This is a genomic window from Bifidobacterium sp. UTCIF-39 (genome assembly GCF_006408715.1).
GTDB lineage: Bacteria > Actinomycetota > Actinomycetes > Actinomycetales > Bifidobacteriaceae > Galliscardovia > Galliscardovia tissieri.
In genome coordinates, this window is the sequence record NZ_JEOG01000003.1 from 48,013 (window position 1) to 65,111 (window position 17,099).

At 62.7% G+C, this 17,099-nt stretch carries 17 protein-coding genes; 6 read left to right on the forward strand and 11 right to left on the reverse strand.

Annotated features, from left to right (window positions below; all coding sequences use genetic code 11):
* Positions 1-194: 194 nt before the first annotated feature.
* Positions 195-929: a type 1 glutamine amidotransferase gene (locus tag EP30_RS02185; RefSeq protein WP_094661781.1), complete on the reverse strand. Its 735-nt coding sequence runs from the start codon at positions 927-929 to the stop codon at positions 195-197.
* Between the two features lie 78 nt (positions 930-1,007).
* Here EP30_RS02185 and cysS point away from each other — a divergent pair, with 78 nt between their 5' ends.
* A complete protein-coding gene (cysS, locus tag EP30_RS02190; protein WP_140555791.1) occupies positions 1,008-2,603 on the forward strand; it encodes a cysteine--tRNA ligase in 1,596 nt (531 codons plus the stop codon).
* 526 nt (positions 2,604-3,129) lie between these two features.
* Entirely contained in the window at positions 3,130-3,927 is a 798-nt protein-coding gene (locus EP30_RS02195; RefSeq protein ID WP_140555794.1) for an AIM24 family protein, read from the forward strand.
* 164 nt (positions 3,928-4,091) lie between these two features.
* On the opposite strand, the gene EP30_RS02200 is transcribed toward EP30_RS02195, so the two are convergent.
* Positions 4,092-4,430: a hypothetical protein gene (locus EP30_RS02200; RefSeq protein WP_140555796.1), complete on the reverse strand. Its 339-nt coding sequence runs from the start codon at positions 4,428-4,430 to the stop codon at positions 4,092-4,094.
* Between the two features lie 176 nt (positions 4,431-4,606).
* Between EP30_RS02200 and EP30_RS02205 the strand changes: the two genes are divergently transcribed.
* Entirely contained in the window at positions 4,607-6,259 is a 1,653-nt protein-coding gene (locus EP30_RS02205) for a hypothetical protein (RefSeq protein ID WP_140555799.1), read from the forward strand.
* 132 nt (positions 6,260-6,391) lie between these two features.
* Here EP30_RS02205 and ilvN read toward each other — a convergent pair whose 3' ends face one another.
* The 7 genes from ilvN to coaD form a co-directional block, all read right to left on the reverse strand.
* Positions 6,392-6,946 carry an acetolactate synthase small subunit gene (gene ilvN, locus EP30_RS02210; RefSeq protein ID WP_094661722.1) on the reverse strand — a complete coding sequence of 185 codons (555 nt, stop codon included), beginning with the start codon at positions 6,944-6,946 and terminating at the stop codon, positions 6,392-6,394.
* 23 nt (positions 6,947-6,969) lie between these two features.
* Positions 6,970-8,832, reverse strand: coding sequence for an acetolactate synthase large subunit (locus EP30_RS02215; RefSeq protein WP_140555801.1), 1,863 nt, complete (start codon positions 8,830-8,832; stop codon positions 6,970-6,972).
* Positions 8,833-9,163: 331 nt separating this feature from the next.
* On the reverse strand, positions 9,164-9,877 hold the full coding sequence (gene rnc, locus EP30_RS02220; protein ID WP_140555804.1) for a ribonuclease III: 714 nt from the start codon (positions 9,875-9,877) through the stop codon (positions 9,164-9,166).
* Between the two features lie 141 nt (positions 9,878-10,018).
* Complete coding sequence (gene rpmF / locus EP30_RS02225; protein WP_094661720.1) at positions 10,019-10,213, reverse strand: 50S ribosomal protein L32; 195 nt, start codon at positions 10,211-10,213, stop codon at positions 10,019-10,021.
* 143 nt (positions 10,214-10,356) lie between these two features.
* A complete protein-coding gene (locus EP30_RS02230; protein WP_094661719.1) occupies positions 10,357-10,962 on the reverse strand; it encodes a DUF177 domain-containing protein in 606 nt (201 codons plus the stop codon).
* 28 nt (positions 10,963-10,990) lie between these two features.
* Complete coding sequence (locus EP30_RS02235; RefSeq protein WP_140555806.1) at positions 10,991-12,097, reverse strand: cell division protein; 1,107 nt, start codon at positions 12,095-12,097, stop codon at positions 10,991-10,993.
* 2 nt (positions 12,098-12,099) lie between these two features.
* On the reverse strand, positions 12,100-12,591 hold the full coding sequence (gene coaD, locus EP30_RS02240; RefSeq protein WP_140555808.1) for a pantetheine-phosphate adenylyltransferase: 492 nt from the start codon (positions 12,589-12,591) through the stop codon (positions 12,100-12,102).
* A 113-nt stretch (positions 12,592-12,704) separates the two neighbouring features.
* Here coaD and EP30_RS02245 point away from each other — a divergent pair, with 113 nt between their 5' ends.
* Positions 12,705-13,013: a DUF3039 domain-containing protein gene (locus EP30_RS02245; RefSeq protein ID WP_169713035.1), complete on the forward strand. Its 309-nt coding sequence runs from the start codon at positions 12,705-12,707 to the stop codon at positions 13,011-13,013.
* 140 nt (positions 13,014-13,153) lie between these two features.
* Here EP30_RS02245 and EP30_RS02250 read toward each other — a convergent pair whose 3' ends face one another.
* Both EP30_RS02250 and EP30_RS02255 read right to left on the reverse strand, forming a co-directional pair.
* On the reverse strand, positions 13,154-14,491 hold the full coding sequence (locus EP30_RS02250) for a nicotinate phosphoribosyltransferase (protein WP_094661715.1): 1,338 nt from the start codon (positions 14,489-14,491) through the stop codon (positions 13,154-13,156).
* 64 nt (positions 14,492-14,555) lie between these two features.
* The gene (locus EP30_RS02255) at positions 14,556-15,191 is read right to left on the reverse strand and encodes a Pr6Pr family membrane protein (protein ID WP_140555810.1); all 636 of its coding nucleotides are present in this window, start codon (positions 15,189-15,191) and stop codon (positions 14,556-14,558) included.
* A gap of 203 nt (positions 15,192-15,394) precedes the next feature.
* Between EP30_RS02255 and rph the strand changes: the two genes are divergently transcribed.
* Positions 15,395-16,159: a ribonuclease PH gene (gene rph, locus EP30_RS02260; protein ID WP_140555812.1), complete on the forward strand. Its 765-nt coding sequence runs from the start codon at positions 15,395-15,397 to the stop codon at positions 16,157-16,159.
* A 114-nt stretch (positions 16,160-16,273) separates the two neighbouring features.
* Positions 16,274-16,960, forward strand: a complete 687-nt coding sequence (locus tag EP30_RS02265) for a non-canonical purine NTP pyrophosphatase (RefSeq protein WP_140555945.1) — start codon at positions 16,274-16,276, stop codon at positions 16,958-16,960.
* The last annotated feature ends 139 nt before the right edge of the window (positions 16,961-17,099 follow it).

Sequence of the window (17,099 nt, forward strand, 5' to 3'; positions counted from 1 at the left end):
AGTATATACCCCCGTTGTGACCACCACAATAGAGGTGGGTATATGCAGGACTGATATGAGGGTGTGAATCGTTGCGAATACGGCGATTGCAACTGTGATTCCATGTGTGCAAACAATGGACACCCCTAAAGGAGAGGGGCATTGGCTTGCCGTGATAGGGACTGTGGTGGGGGGTGTCGCCTGTTCTCGGAACCCTACTGTTCCAACGATTGTTCCAACGTTTTGGCGTAGGTGGCGCAACGGGCGGCGAACCCGGAGAACACCGACTCGGCCATCGGATGCAGACGGGGATTGTATTCGGCGAAGTCGTCGCGCATCTTCGAGATGTCGGACTTCTTCAGGTCCTTCGTCATCTCCGGCGTATTCAGCCACTCCTCGAACAGTGCGGAACCGACCTCCAGATGGAACTGCATGCCCAGCGCGCTGCCCACGCGGTAGGCCTGGTTCTTGGTCAGCGGCGAGCGGGCCAGCAACTGTGCGCCCTCCGGCAGCGACACCACATCGTTATGCCAATGCAGCACGGTAAGTTCCTTCGACCACATCGAGAAGTAGTCGTGACGGTCGACGCGCGTGATCGGCGCGAACCCGATCTCCGGCTCCTTGCCGGGCTTGAGCTTGGCGCCCAGCGCGGTAGCGATGATCTGATGTCCCAGGCACACGCCCAGCACCGGTTTGCCCACGGCGATCGCGGCCTTGGCGATCTTGCCCTCGGTCTTCAATCCCGGATACTTGTCGTAATCCATGGCGCCCATCGGGCCGCCCATGATCACCACGCCGGCCACCTCGCTGAAATCGGGCAGATCGGGCTTTTTCTTTTTTGAAATGTTCAATATCTGGGATGGAACTTCCAGTTCATCGAGATTGTCAAGAATCCGACCGGGCTTTTCCCAGTCGACGTGCTGAAAAATCAATACCTGCGGCTTCGACATATTCACTATTTTTACACTTCGCATGTAACTTACGGAATCGTCTTGTGCATGTCGGTGAGAACGAATACCCTCGGGAATATGACAAGTACTCCAAAACCGCTTGATTTCAACGATTCCGTGGCAAAAGGCCTACGCCTGTACGACACCGCCACGCACGACATCGCACCGTTCGAATCCATCCGACCCGGGGAAGTCGGCATCTACGTGTGCGGTGCCACCGTGCAGAGCTCGCCGCACGTGGGCCACATCCGTGCCGCCGTGGCGTTCGACGTGGTCCGCCGCTGGCTGCTGCGCCTCGGATACAAGGTCACCTTCGTGCGCAACGTGACCGACATCGACGACAAGATCCTCGACAAGGCGCGTGCCGCCGGCCAGCGCTGGTGGGAGCGCGCCTACATCTACGAGCGCGAATTCACCGAGGCGTATGAGACGCTCGGCGTGCTGCCGCCCACCTACGAGCCGCGCGCCACAGGACACATCCAGGACATGGTCGACCTGATCCAGCGCATCATCGACAACGGACACGGCTACGTGGTGCTCGACGCCGACGGCAAGCCCACCGGCAACGTGTACTTCGACGTGGCGAGCTGGCCGCGCTACGGCGAGCTCACCCATCAGGAGTCCGGCACCAAGCCCGCCGCCGACGAAGCCGCGGCCGTGGCCGACCGTATGGGCCCCAGCGTGGACGAGACCGGCCCGGACAAGTACAACCCCGTCGACGCAGCTGACGCCTCTCCCGACAAGCACGATCCGCGCGATTTCGCACTATGGAAGGCACCCAAGGACACCGATCCCGAGGACGCACGCTGGAAGACCCCCTTCGGAGTGGGACGTCCGGGGTGGCACATCGAATGCTCCGCCATGAGCCACCGTTACCTCGGCGACGACTTCGACATCCACGGCGGCGGTCTTGATCTGCGCTTCCCACACCATGAGAACGAGACCGCGCAGTCCCGCGCCGCCGGCTGGGGATTCGCCCACCACTGGATGCACTCCGCGTGGGTGACCCAGAAGGGCGAGAAGATGAGCAAGTCGCTTGGCAACGGGCTTTCCGTGCCCAGCGTGCTCGCCGAGCATAGCGCCTGGGTGGTGCGATACGCGCTTGCCTCCGTGCAGTACCGTTCCATGCTTGAATGGGGAGACCAGACGCTGAACGAGGCGCAGGCGGCCTACGACCGCGTCTCCAACTTCATTGAGCGTGCGGGTGCGGCGATCGGGGCTCAGCCCTCCCGCGATGAGATCCAATCCGTGGGTGCGGGCGACCTTCCCGAGGATTTCGTGACCGCCATGAACGACGACATCAACGTCGCCGGTGGCGTTGGTGCCATCTTCAGCGCGGTACGTGCCGGCAACACGTTGCTGTCCAAGCTGGAGGATGCCGCCGACAGCAAGGCCGCCCGCGCCGAGGTGCGCGGCGTGCTGGTGTCCGTGCGCGCCATGCTCGATACGTTGGGACTTGATCCGCTGGCCTCGGAATGGGCCTCCGGTGGTGATGGCGGTGACGGCAAGGAGCATGAGGTGCTCGACACCCTCATCTCCGAGCAGCTGCAGGCTCGCGCCGAGGCTCGCAAGGCCAAGGACTACGCCCGCGCCGACGCCATCCGCGACGCGCTCGCCGCGGCCGGCGTGGTGATCGAGGATTCCCCTGCCGGCTCCACCTGGTCCCTGAAGTAGGGGAGCCCTCACCTGTCATTCCAATGTCCTGTGGGTCCGTGCCGAATCTACAGGACATTGCTGTATGTGCAGGTTGGCGGGCTGGTAGATCTGGAGAACATGTTGCCACTTCCCCAACCGGAGGGTGGGAATGCGGCTGGACCGCTTTCTGGATGATGGGCGATCTATTTTCGCTTCGCTGGGCAGATTCGCCCGATTGCCGAGGTCTAACCACGCTTCGCTGGGTTGTCAGCCCGAGTGATACGCCCAAAACACCGGGGACGCCACCAGTGTTTTGGGCGTATCGTGCGCGTGAACAACCCAGCGAAGCGCGGTTAGACCAATGCACAAGGCCAAATCCGCCTAGCGAAGACGGTTTATGCATGTATTCACCAGAGAAGATCCCCAAAATCGAGGATTTCAGGTATCAAGATCTCAGGCCGGCAAATTACACTGCAGTGTGTTATGCCGCTATCGACGTCCATCGCTAAGGCGTTCCAAGAAATCCCAAAGGGGCGGGATTGCGGTGTCGAGAAGGAGGACCGACATGAAAATCTATAACTTCCTGGATAACGACGATGTTCAGGTTGTGGCCCAGCAGGGCTCATTCCAGGTGATCGAATGGAAGCGTGATCTCTCGGTGAGCTACGGCGGTGCGACCGCCGCGTATTTCGCCTCTGAAATGAATGTGCGCCGACGCCAGCTGGTCTGCACATTGGATGGTCGTATGGGCGTGATCCTGCAGGCCGGGGCCATGCAGTGGACCGCAGGGCATATCGAATCCACCACGGGTGTGAAGGGCGTGGGTGATCTCATCGGCAAGATGGCGCGCGGCGCGGTGACCAAGGAATCGGCGATCAAGCCTGAATATGTGGGAGCCGGTCTGGTGGTGCTTGAGCCCACCTATCGTCACATTCTGCTGATCAACCCCGTGCACTTGGGCGGTTCCATGACCGTGAACGATGGCCTGTTCTACGCGTGCGAGTCAACGGTCCAACAGAAGGCCGTGATGGTGTCACGTCCGAGCGCCATGGTGGCCGGAGGAGAGGGACTGTTCAACCTCGCCTTGAGCGGGCAGGGGGCCGTGGCTCTGGAATCGCCGGTGCCTGCCAGCGAATTGGTGACCATCGATCTGGAGAACGATGAACTGAAGGTGGATGGCAACTTCGCCATCGCCTGGACCAGCAGCCTGCAGTTCACTGTGGAGCGCAGCGGCAAGTCCCTGATCGGCTCCGCGGTCAACGGCGAGGGATTGGTGAACGTATATCGAGGCTCCGGCCGCGTGCTGCTCGCCCCGGTGGCGGCCCCCACATTCGGCATCAATGCCGGCACGGGCACGGTGTGACACCTCTTGGGTCTCAAACGTCGGTGCTATCTCCCCTTCGCTAGGCGGATTTGGCCTTGTGCATGGTTAGATTTCGGCAATCGGGTGAATCTGCCTAGCGAGACGGGGATAGGCCGCCGATCCGCAATACCGGAGTGTGACGCAGAGCCTTGGCCCGGAGCCGGTCAGAGCACCAGAACGACAATGATGGCAAGCGCGCAGATCAGGGTGCTGCCGGCGGCGATGAGACGGACCTTCGGTTCGCGAAGCACCGTGGCCGAAAGACAGTCGATCAGTCCCAGCGCGGCACCTCCGATCGCGGCGACCAGGGCGTAGGTCAACGGCACCCTGGGAATGAAGCACATGACCACGGCTCCAATACCCAGTAGCATCGACACTACGCTGAGCTGATACACCGCCTTGGAACTGGTGGCCTCAGCATCATCCTCCGGCGCATCATGCTCGGTATTCGTCTCGTCAGTGGCGTTGTCGCCGTCATCCACGGAGTCGGCTGTGATCCTCATCCCGTCCCCCTATCCTGTTCCCCGTGATTCGCGGCCGATGGTTCCGCGAATCGTCACTTCCTCGCAATGTGTTGAAACTTCGTCATCCTATGGTAAACGGGCCCATAGGCGTACCGATATGCGAGTAATAATGATGAACAGTAGGAAGAAGAACGACCTGATTGAGGCGATGGGATATGAGGAGAAACTGGGGCGGACGACTGGCCGGCATGGCTGTCGCCGTTGCGCTGGGGCTGACAATGATGGCACCAGGCGCGGCATTCGCGGCGAATGACAGTGCCAATGGCAATACGACAGGGGCCAGCCAGAGCGTGAACAGGGCGCAGGGGGTCGATTCCGCGTCGTCCACCAATGCGAACAACGCAACCGGAAACGGCACGGACAACACTAATCCCGGCACAACGACCGGCACCACGGCCAACGGCAACGGCTCCAACAGCCAGACCACGCCCGACCAGAATCAGAACGGCGTCACCGACTCCAACGGCGATTCGGATAACGCCGCCAACGGTGCCGGCACTTCCAATGGCTCAGGCCCCGACTCCGCCGGAGTAGGCCACGAATACCAGACCACGGTGACGTTCAAGGTGGGCGACCACACCACCACCGTGACCAAGAAATACACGAACTCGCTCGACGTGACCGTGCCCGACGACTCCCAGCTTGGCGTACCCGCGGGACAGGTGATCGTCGGCTGGACATCCTCGCTCGGCGTGTCATACTCGGCCGATCTGGCCGGCGCCCAGATCACCGGCCAGAAGACGGTCACGTTCACCGCCATTCTGGCGTTGCAACTGCCCAACCAGCCCAACACCTCCGCCAAGCAGGTGCAGGTGCGATTCGTGCTGCCCGGCGACCTCGGCACCGTGGTTACCGCCACGGTGGACCGCGGCTCAAGCTTCGAGGACGCCTACGCAGCCAAGAAGGATGAGATCCAGTCGCGCATGCCCAAGAACCTCACCATCACCGGCTGGTACGCGCTGCTGCACACCTATAAGGCCGACCTGTCCGACGCCGGCACCGTCAGCCACGACACCACGCTGTTCGCCGTCTCCGACCTGCACGCCACGCGCACGCAGCTCGTATTCACGGTCGGCAAGCTGTCGGTGTTCGAGCGTGTGGACACGGGTTCGGCGCTCGCGGACGCCTACGCCGCCAAGCAGGGGGCGATCGAGGCGATCGTGCCGTACGGCTACAAGATCACCGGTTGGACCGACGAGAACGGCAACGCCTACGACGCCACGTTCTCGCAGGGCACCGCCACCGGACTCGGCATGCATCTGACCGCCACGCTTGAGCAGACCAACGACACCCCGAGCACCGGTCTCTTCGCCACGGTGACGTTCAAGTGGACGGATGCGAATGGTGCCGATCAGCAGCGCAGCAGCCGGGTGATCAAGGGCCTGTGGCTGCTCAGCAGCGACATCCCGTCGCCAAAGGCTCCGAGCGGCTACCGACTTGACGGTTGGTACACCGATGCCGGTGTGCGGTTCAACCGGTTCCTGCCCGTGCATGAGGACGCCACCTACACGGCACGATGGGAGAAGATCGACACCACGACCGGCGGGACCGGTAACAATGGCGGCACCGGCTCCGACAACGGTACCGCAACTGTGCAGCCTGGCACCTCCAACGCGGGCAACGGCTCCGCTACCCGCAACACCGCCCAGCAGTGGCTGGCATCCTCGCAGGGCAAGACCCCGGTGAAGGAGCAGAACTCGGCGCTGGCGACCACGGGCACTGCAGTGGCCGGTCTGGCCGGTCTGTCGGCCGTGCTGCTGATTGCGGGCACGGTGTTCTCGATGATGCGCAAGCGGAACAGGGAATAAGGGAACGGCATAACCGCATAACCGCTGGCATCTGAATGCAGAAAGGCCTCGACTCCCGAACTGGGAGCCGAGGCCTTTCGTTTTCTATTGTGTGTTCGGCCCGCATTCCGTCGAACCGAACACACACAAGGATCAGCGGCCCTTGATCTCGGAGCCGACCACCTTCTCGCTCAGGGCCTTGGGGCCACGGGTCAGTGCCACGGCACCGGAACGCACGAGCTCGATGATGCCGTAGTCGTCAAGCAACGCGAGCAGCGAATCAAGCTTCTCGCTCGAACCGGTCGCCTCGATGACCAGAGACTCGGGGTGCATATCGACCACACGCACGCGGAACGTCTGCACGATCTCCAGAATGTCGGAACGCGTCTTGGAATCGGCCGCCACCTTGACGAGCACGATCTCACGATTCACCGTGTTCGCCGAATCCAATTCCACGATCTTGAGCACGTGAAGCAGCTTGTTGAGCTGCTTGATGATCTGCTCGAGCGGCAGCTCCTCCACGTCGGCCGTCACGGTGACGCGGGAGATGTCCGGACGCTCGGTGGGGGACACGGACAGCGAGTTGATGTTGAACGCACGACGGGCGAACAGGCCGGAGATGCGGGCGAGCACGCCGGGACGGTTCTCCACCAGCACCGACAGCGTGTGCCGCTGCGACGTGGACTGCGAAGCGGGATAGTTTGCCATGATGATTACTTGCCTTTCCCTGCTTAGTTCTGCGAGCCCTTGAGCGGCTGGATGCCGGGCTTGTACGTCACGTTGGAGTTGGAGTCGCCGGCGGAGACCATCGGCCACACCATGGCGTCCTTCCACACGCGGAAGTCGATGAGCACCGGACGATCGTTGATCTCGTTCGCCTTGGTGATCGCATCGACCGCCTGCTCCTTGGTGAACGCGCGCATGCCCACGCAGCCGTACGCCTCGGCGAGCCTGACGAAATCGGGCACATCGACGAAGTCGGCTTCGGTGATCTGCTCTTCACGAGCCTCGCCGTCGAGCAGATTCGTGGCCGAATAATGCTGCTTGTAGAACAGCGTCTGCCATTGACGGACCATGCCGTACACCGAATTGTTGAGGATGGCGATCTTCACCGGCAGGTGGTCGAGGAACGCCGCGGCCAGTTCCTCGCTGGTCATCTGGAAGCTGCCGTCGCCGGCGATGAGCCAGACGGGCTTTTCAAAGGCCACGCGCGCGCCCATGGCTGCGGGCAGACCGAAGCCCATGGTGCCGAGGCCGCCGGACGAGATCCAGGAGTTCGGGTTCTTGAAGTCGATGAACTGGCTGGACCACATCTGGTGCTGGCCGACGTCGGACACCCAGATGGTGTCGGGATCGGCCTGGTCGCTCAGCTGCTGGATCACCCACTGCGGGGCGAGCGTGCCGTCGGTCGGCTCGTCGTAGAACATCGGGTACTTGTCGCGCAGCTCGTTGATGGTGGACCACCACGGTTCCAGATCGGGCTTGCCGTTGATGGCCTGATCGCGCACGATCTCGGGAATGAGGTCGGTGATCACGGTGGCCACGTCGCCCACGATCGGCACGTCGACGGCGCGGTTCTTGCCGATCTCCGCGGGATCGATGTCGATGTGGATCACGCGGGCGGCCGGCGCGAAGTCGGGCAGCGAGCCGGTGACACGGTCATCGAATCGGGCACCGATCGCGACGAGCAGATCGCACTGCTGCACCGCGCCGGTGGCGGCCACGGTACCGTGCATGCCAAGCATGCCGAGCACATTGTCATCGGACTCGGGCACGATGCCACGCGCCGGAAGCGTGGTGACGATCGGAGCGCCGGTGATTTCGGCCAGCTTGCGCACCTGCTCGGTGGCCTTGGATCGCACCGCGCCGCCGCCCACGTACAGCACCGGACGGTAGGACTGTCCGAACAGCTTGGCGGCGTTGGCCAGCACGCGGCCGTGCGCCTTGGTGGTGGGGTTGTAGCCGGGCAGGATCATGCGCTGCGGCCACGTGTAGTACAGGGTTTCGGTCTGCGCGGTCTTGGTGAGGTCCACGACCACGGGACCGGGACGGCCGGAGTTGGCCACGTAGTAGGCCTCGGCCAGCACGCGCGGAATGTCGGCCGCGTTGGTGACCAGATATGAATGCTTGACCACCGGGTAGGTGATGCCGACCATGTCGGCCTCCTGGAACGCGTCGGTGCCGATCGCGCCCACGCCCACCTGACCGGTGATGACTACCAGCGGCACGGAATCCATGTTCGCGTCCGCGATGGCGGTGACGGTGTTGGTGGCCCCTGGTCCGGACGTGACGATGCACACGCCCACCTTGCCGGTGGCGACCGCGTACCCTTCCGCGGCGTGGCCCACGGCCTGCTCGTGACGCATGAGCACGAAGCGGAACTTCGTGTCGTCGTTGATCGCGTCGTACACGGGCAGGATGGCACCGCCGGGCAGGCCGAAGACATCCTCGACGCCCAGATCCTCCAGTGCGCGGATCACGGCCTGTGCGCCGGTCATTTTCTCCCCGTTGACGATGTGCTTATCCGCCGTCAGCTTTTCGACAGGGCCTTTGGGTACTGCGCTGAATGCCTGCAGAGGTGTGGGCAATGCCATGTCTTCCTCTCAATCCTTGCATGCCCGCAACCGGCATGCTTCGATCATGTAACTGAAACAGAGTAAACGTCCCGTACCGGTCCGTATGGTAGGGTGCCCGAAGTGCGGACGGGTGGGGATCGCCAATATGCGTTTGTGACGCGGGATGGCGTTTGAAGCCAGTCTAGTGCGGTCCCGTGCCATCGCCAAAACTGCCATTGCGTTATCGTCACAACACGGCTGAAAACCGCGACGTCGTGAGAGCTGCGAGAGCCGTGAGATGACGGGCGACGATTGCGGCACTCGCCGCCCGATTCTCAATCGTCAGTATCGCCGTATCGTCGGCGAATCCTCAGCGACGATGATCGAGCTCGTGCCAGGCGATCTCCGCGGCGGCGAGCTGGGCCTTGCGCTTGGACGATCCGGTGGCGGTGGCGATTTCGCTGCCATCGGGCAGGATCACATGGGCGGTGAATTCAGGACGGTATTCGGGGCCGCCCACCTCCATACGGTATTGCGGTTCGCCCAGCCCTTTCTTGTGCGCCTTTACGGTGAGGGACGTCTTCCAATCGAGGGCGGGGCCCTCCTGCGTCACTTCGGTCAGCGTCTCATCGATCAGACCGTGCACCACCGGCCGCGCGCCTTCGATACCGTGTTCCACGAACACGGCGCCGATCAGCGATTCGACGGTGTCGCACAGGATGGAATCCTTGTCGGCACCGCCGGAATCGGCTTCACCGCGGCCGAGCAGAATGTACTGGCCCAGGTTGAGCTTGGTGCGCGCGATGGCGGAGAGCGATTCCTCGGACACGGCCTTGGCCCTCATCTTGGCCATCTGTCCTTCGGAGAAATCGGGGTGCTTGGCGAACAGGGTTTCGGTGGTGACCAGTTCCAGCACGGCATCGCCCAGGAACTCCAGTCGTTCGTTGTTGGGCATGCCTTCGTGCTCGTGGGCGAAGGAGCGGTGGGTGAGTGCATGGATCAGCAGTTCGGGGCTGATCGTGGCGCCCAGTGCCTTGAGCAGCAGAGCGGGGGCGTCGTTTTCGGGATTGCGATTCTCAGACATAATGAGTCCCAGCTTAGTCATGGGGCGAGTCATGCGGCGACATTATGGCAGTGCACGCAAAGCGTATACAAAAGGACCCTGCCACCCGTCGATGGCAGGGTCCTTGTCGCTTATTCGCTAACGCTACGAAGCCGGTTCAGCTCACTTGCTGAAAGCGGGCTTGATGGCGTCGCGGTAGACGCGGCCGCGGAACTGGCCGCAGTTCGGGCAGGCCATGTGCGGCAGAGCGGGCTCGCCACAGTTCGGGCAGACCACGGTCTGAGCGGCGGAAGTCTTCCAGTTGGCGCGGCGCGAATGCGTGTTGGCGCGCGACGTCTTGTACTTAGGCAGTGCCATTTCGGATCCTCTATTTCGATGTATAACTAGTTATTGAGCTTAAGCCTTCGGTATTCTAGCGCACTTCGTGGATTTTGTCATCTTGACGATGGTTGAGTCCCAGTGGAATGCGGCAGGATATGGGCGTCCGCGAACGTCCGCGACTACTCGTGCTCACGCTGTTCGAGCTGGGCCTTGAGATCCTCAAGGGCCGACCAGCGGATGTCATGCGTCTCGTGGTGATGGTCGGGATCCTCGTTCAGATCGGCTCCGCACTGCGAGCACAGGCCAAGACAGTCGGGACGGCATAGCGGCTGCACGGGCAGCGATTCCACCAGATTGTCGCGCAGCAGCGATTCCAGATCCATCACCGTGTTGTTGCCGGCCAGCGGATAGGTGTCCTCCGACTCCTCCTCGCCGGCGATGATGTCCACTTCCTCGTCGTTACGGCGGGAATCGTGGTCCGGCGCGTACGGGAAGAACGCGGTGACATGCAACGTGCGATCGCCGTCAAGCGGCTTGAGACAGCGGGAGCATTCCCCGGTGACGGGAGCCGTTACGGATGCGTTGAGAATCAGTCCGTCGACGATCGAATCGATCGAGCCGTCCACATGCACGGGAGCGCCTTCGGCGATGCTGATTACCTCGTCGCCGATGCCGCTGGGGGCGGGGAAGTCCTGATCGACCTCCTTGCTCTGACCTGGGCGGCTGGCGATCTGCGCCACCGGAATCGCCCACGGGGAAGTCTCGGGATGCTTGTCATTCGTCATAATTGCCTCGTTTCGTTCGTCCGCGCGATCAGGCGTGCGGATAGTCGTCATCGGTGAGATGGTCAAGATCCTGCGCCGCCTCGCGCTGACGTTCGGCCAGCACGTCGAGTCCGCTCTGCACACCGTGTGATGCCTTGGCCAGCTGCTCGCTCAGCTCGGTGAGCACGGCGGTGGAGTAGTGGTCGGCGCCGTGCACCAGCTTGTCGGCCTTGGCCTGCGCGGTGTCGAGGATCGTACGGGCGCGTTCGGTGGCCAACGCCGTCACGTTCTCCTGACTCGTCAGGAACTGCGCCCGTTCGTTGGCGTCACGGATGATCGCGCTCGACCTGCTCTGTGCGGCCGCCACGATGGCGCTGGCTTGGGACTGGGCGTTCTCCAGACGACGTTCGGATTCGCGCATCAGGGCCGACGCCCGTTCCAGCTGCACCGGCAGCTTGGCCTTGAGCTCGCGCAGCAGTGAGGTGAGCTCCTCACGGTCCACGCGCACCTGGGAGCTGAAGAATCCGGTCTTGGACTCCTCCACCAGCGACTCGATCTGATCGAGCAGATCGTACACCGTGGTGAACTGGTCCTTGGTGCTGTTGAATTCCTCGTTCTCGTCATCGTCCGGCAGCATGGACTGGTAGTCCTTGGGCAGCGGAACGGAATCGTCGTAGTCGGCGGACGGCTGCTGGGGATCGCTCTGGTACGAGTCGTCCTGATAGGCGTCCTGCTGATACGAATCCGGCTGATACGACGGCTGCGCATACGAGGTCTGCTGATCGTAAGAACCGTACTGCTGGCCATACGAATCCTGACCGTATGGCGTGTACCCGGCGCTGGCATAGCTCTCCGTATAGCTGGGCAGTGGACTCGCCGTCATCTGCGTGGAGTCGTCGATCACGGTGGCATCGGCATCCGTGTTGACGACGGGCTGCGATTGCGGTTGCGTCGACTGGGGCTGCTGGGCCGGCTGATCCTGGACCGGATCCTGCTCGACCGGCTGGGTGGCGGCTTCGGTCTGTCTCACCGGTCGATGGGCCACGGACGCCCGCGACCAGATGGAGGGCTGACTGGTGGGATGCCTGCCGGCTGATCCCGCACGATTGGCCACTTCGGATTCGCCGGTGTCGTCGAAATCGTCATTGTCGCTCATGGTCATCTCTTTCCGTTGTCCAGCGCCTCGATCAGTCGCGGTGCCACACTACGCGGCACCAGCTCCGACACGTCTCCGCCATGACGGGCGACGTCCTTCACGATGGAACTGGAGATATGCTCCTTCAACGGGTTCGCCGGCAGGAACATCGTTTCCACGCCGCCCAGTTGCTTGTTCACCAGCGCCATGCCCAACTCGGCCTCATAGTCGCCGTTCTGACGCAGCCCCTTCACGATCACCTTGGCCCCCACCCGGGCGCAGTAGTCGGTGATCAGTCCGGCGGTGCTGTCCACCACAATGTTCGGGTAGCCGTCCTCGCTCAGCGCGGCGCGGATCATGCTCACCCGTTCCTCCTCGGTGAACATCGGCTTCTTCGCGGCGTTCACGGCCACGACGACATGGACCTGATCGAACAGAAGCGCACATCGCTCGATCACATCGATGTGGCCGGAAGTGACCGGATCAAAGGATCCGGGGCATACAGCTATCGTCATGAATTCCAGACTACCGCGCACGGTGGAAACGCGACGGAATCATGGAACATACGCCGTAATAAGATGAATGGCGACAACGACGATGTGAGAAAGGGACTGAAATGATGCATGCGATGACCGAACCGAATGCGATGACCGAGTCCGTTCTGCTTGACGATGCGGTTTCCCCGCTGTCCACCCCCGACACGGGAAGCGGCACCGCCGTACTGGAACGCCCCGAGACCAGGACGGAGAGCCAGCGTACCGATGACGGCGATGCCGACCGTTTCGCGCACTATGTATCAAAGGAGCGCATGGCCGAGTCCCGTCTGACCGGCCGGCCCGTGGTGGCGCTGTGCGGCAAGGTGTGGGTGCCCAAGCACAATCCCTCCGACTATCCGGTGTGCCCGGACTGCAAGCGCATCTACGACGAAATGCGCTGATCGGCGCATTCAATTCCGCCGAGGGGCCTTTCGGATCGTCATGACAAGGATGTCGACGATGCGAAAGGCCCCTCGGCGTGTATTCGAACGTATATCAGCGATGCGGATCGTCTGATGGTGATGGTCGATGATCAGCGCGATCAGATCGTAATGATCTCGGTGGGGATGGCCTGCTCGCCGTTCATCAGCGACAGTGCGGTGACCGGCAGTTCGTCAAGCGCCTTGCGATGGTAGTCGCGGGCCGCGAGCAGCGCCTCCTTGCTGGCGAGGGATTCGTCGATGTCGCCGTGGTCCACCGCCGTGATCAGTAGATCGCGGGTATCGCCGTATTCGTCGGGAGCCTGCCATTCGGCCAGACGATCCGCCGGCCCGCACACCACCAGCTCGCCCTGCGCCAGACCGTATCGGTACGAGCGCATCGCACGCTTGCGCCAGCCGTCGGTCTTCTTGCCGAACGACTTCTTCGCCACCGGGTGCATCTGCCCGTCGGCGCCCTCGCGCTCCACCAGCTTGTACACCATCGCGCACGTGGGATGGCCGGAACCGGTCACCAGCATCGTGCCCACGCCGTACGAATCCACCGGAGCGGTGGCCAGCGCGGCCAGCGCATACTCGTCAAGGTCGTTTGTCACCGTGATCTTCGTGTTCGTGGCACCCAGCGAATCCAACTGTTTGCGCGCCTGCTGGGCCAGCGATGCCAGATCGCCCGAATCGATGCGGATGCCGCCCAGCTCTGGGCCGGCCACTTCCACGGCCGTGGTGATCGCCTGTTCGATGTTGTACGTGTCGGTCAGCAGCGTGGTGCCCGGTCCCAGCGCATTGACCTGGGAGACGAAGGCGCTGCGCTCGTCGTCGTGCAGCAGCGTGAACGCGTGCGCGGCCGTGCCGATGCACACCAGATCGTACTTCTTGGCCGCCGCCAGATTCGCGGTTCCCGCGAAGCCGCCCACGATCGCGGCACGTGCGGCCGCCACCGCCGCGCTCTCGTTCGTACGACGGCCGCCCATATCCATGCACGGACGATTGCCGGCCGCCGACGTCATGCGCGACGCGGCCGACGCGATCGCGGAATCGTAATTGAGCACCGACAGCACCAGCGTCTCCAGCAGCGTGCATTCGGCGAACGTGCCCTCGATCTGCAGGATCGGCGAATTCGCGAAGAACGCCTCGCCCTCACGGTAGGCGCGGATCGTGCCCGAGAAGCGGAAGTTCTCCAGCCACTTGGCCGTCTTCTCGCTGACCACATGACGATCGCGCAGGAACTTCAGATCCGATTCGCTCGGACGGAAATCCCGCAGCATGTCCACGATGCGTCCCAGACCGGCGGCGATGCCGTAGCGTCGGCCCGTCGGCAGATGACGGGTGAACACCTCGAACACGCAACGCCGGTCCGCGGTGCCGTCGAGCATGGCGGCATCGAGCATCGTGTACTCGTACATGTCGGTCATCATCGCGGCCGAATAATCAGTGTTCGTCATGACTACCTCTTCGTTATATGGTCGTATCGACGTCACGCCGTATTGACGTCGTCGGATGCGTGGATCAGGAGGCGGCCAGCACCTTCTGTGGCAGCGCCCTGTCAATGACTATCAGTATTAGTCCCAATGCCAAAAACACGCCACCGTATTCCAATATATTGAGGCCCAGACGACTCCAACCCAGCATCGGCAGATTGAGGAAATCATACGGGTACGGCGTGCCGTCGGCCAATGGTCCGGAATGCGGCCAGATGGCCGCGCGAGCCAGCACAAACGCCACATACACAGGCAGATACGCCATCCATCCCAACGCATACGGCCACTTGAAACGACGATGCGGATCAAACAGCAGCCAATCGACCAGCGCGGCCACGGGGACCACGCGATGCGCCCATGTGACCGTGAGCAGGCCGAATACGCGCGGCGTGATCGCAGGATCGGCCGCCGGCAGCACGAACAATGCCACCAATCCGGCGATCACGCTGTACAGCGTCAGACAGCCCTTAAGCCATGCCGGCGGCTGGATGCCTTTGAGCAGCGTGGCCGCGCCGGTCCACAGCATCACCACGCCGAGCAGCAGCGTGGTCTGGAACGTGAAATACACCAACGAGGAATACTGATGAAGATGCCACACCTCATAGGTGCCGGCGAAGCAGCATGCAGCCACGGCGAAGCGATACAACGCAGCCAGAAATCTCATACGTCCCAGTGTAGAGGGGCGGCCGTGAACGATTCCGAACCGTCCCGAACGATTCCGAACAGTTCCGAACGATCACGAATGATTGTGAACGGTTCCGTCGGGTTCGTTCCGGAGCGGTCCGTTCGGTCTCCGGCAATGTCTGCGAAGCCCGATACGGTTTGCTTGCACGAATGTTCGTGCACGGAGGCTACGGAGGCTACCAAATGGTTCAGATCAAAGACATGCTTGACGCCACCCAGACGATCCGTCCCGACGGACGCGCGGTGGACGAACTGCGCCCGGTGAAGATCACCCGGCACTGGACCGACGTTCCGGAAGGCTCCGTGCTCATCGAATGCGGCAATACGCGCGTGATGTGCACCGCCACGTTCACGCAGGGCGTACCCCGCTGGCGCAAGGACTCCGGCCTCGGCTGGGTCACCGCCGAATACTCCATGCTTCCCCGTGCCACCACCGAACGCACCGATCGCGAATCCGTACGCGGCAAGATCGGCGGACGCACCCACGAGATCAGCCGACTCATCGGCCGCTGCCTGCGTGGCGTGGTCGACATGAAGGCCCTCGGCGAAAACCAGATCCAGATCGACTGCGACGTGCTGCAGGCCGACGGCGGCACGCGCACGGCATCCATCACCGGCGCATACGTGGCGCTCGCCGACGCCGTGGCCTGGGCCAAGGAGCACAAGGTGCTTCGATCGAACCGTACCGTGCTGCGCGATCAGGTGTCCGCCGTGTCGGTGGGCGTGATCGACGGCAAGCCGATGCTCGACCTGCCCTACGTGGAGGACAGCAACGCCATGACCGACATGAACGTGGCCATGACCGGCGCCGGCGCGTTCATCGAGATCCAGGGCACCGCCGAACACCGTCCCTTCACGCGCAAGGAGCTGGGCGAACTGCTCGACCTTGCCGAGAAGGGCAACAAGGAGCTGCAGGCCATGCAGCGCAAGGCCTTGCAGGAGAACTGACGGGGCGTCGGAACGGCGTGATGCCGCGTCGGAGCCGACGGACCTGGGACTTGATGAAGCCCAATGGAATTGACGGAATCGAACGGTTGAGGAGGAATCGCTATGAGCGACAGGATCACCATGGTGGTGGCCACCCACAACGAAGGCAAGCTGGCCGAGATCAAGCGCATTCTTGTGGAGGATCTGGGTGCCGACGCCGAACGGATCGAACTGGTGACGGCGGGGTCGCTGAACCTTCCCGATCCGGTGGAGAACGGCGTTTCCTTTGAGCAGAACGCACTGCTCAAGGCACGTGACGTGGTCCGCCGCACCGGACTGCCCGCCGTGGCCGATGATTCCGGGCTGATCGTGGACGTGCTGGGGGCCGCTCCCGGAATCCTGTCCGCGCGCTGGTCCGGAGTGCATGGCGACGACGCGGCCAACAACCGACTGCTGCTGGCGCAGATCGAGGACATCCCCGACGCCAACCGCACCGCACGATTCCGTTGCGCCGCCGCGCTGGTGGTGCCGGAGACCGACGACGGCCGTACCGAACCGCCGTACGAGATCCATAACGAGAACGTGGAACTCGGGGACATGCAGGGCGTGATCATCCGCGAGCCGCGTGGCGAGCACGGATTCGGCTATGATCCGATCTTCGTGCCCGACGATCAGCCGGCCCGTGCCGCCGAGGCGGGGCATCCCCTCACGTCCGCTGAACTGGAACCGGAGGAGAAGAACGCGATCTCGCACCGTTCCAAGGCCATCTGCCGACTGGTGCCCAGCATCCGTCGACTCGTGCTGCACGCCGACATGCGGTGAGATCGACATGCGGTGAGATGGCGAGAGATATGTGAAGGCCCTTGAAGCGTTGCGATTCTTGGAATTCCAACGCTTCAAGGGCCTTGTTGATCGTGCGCGAGATGGGACTTGAACCCACATGGACACTGGGGTTCAAGGT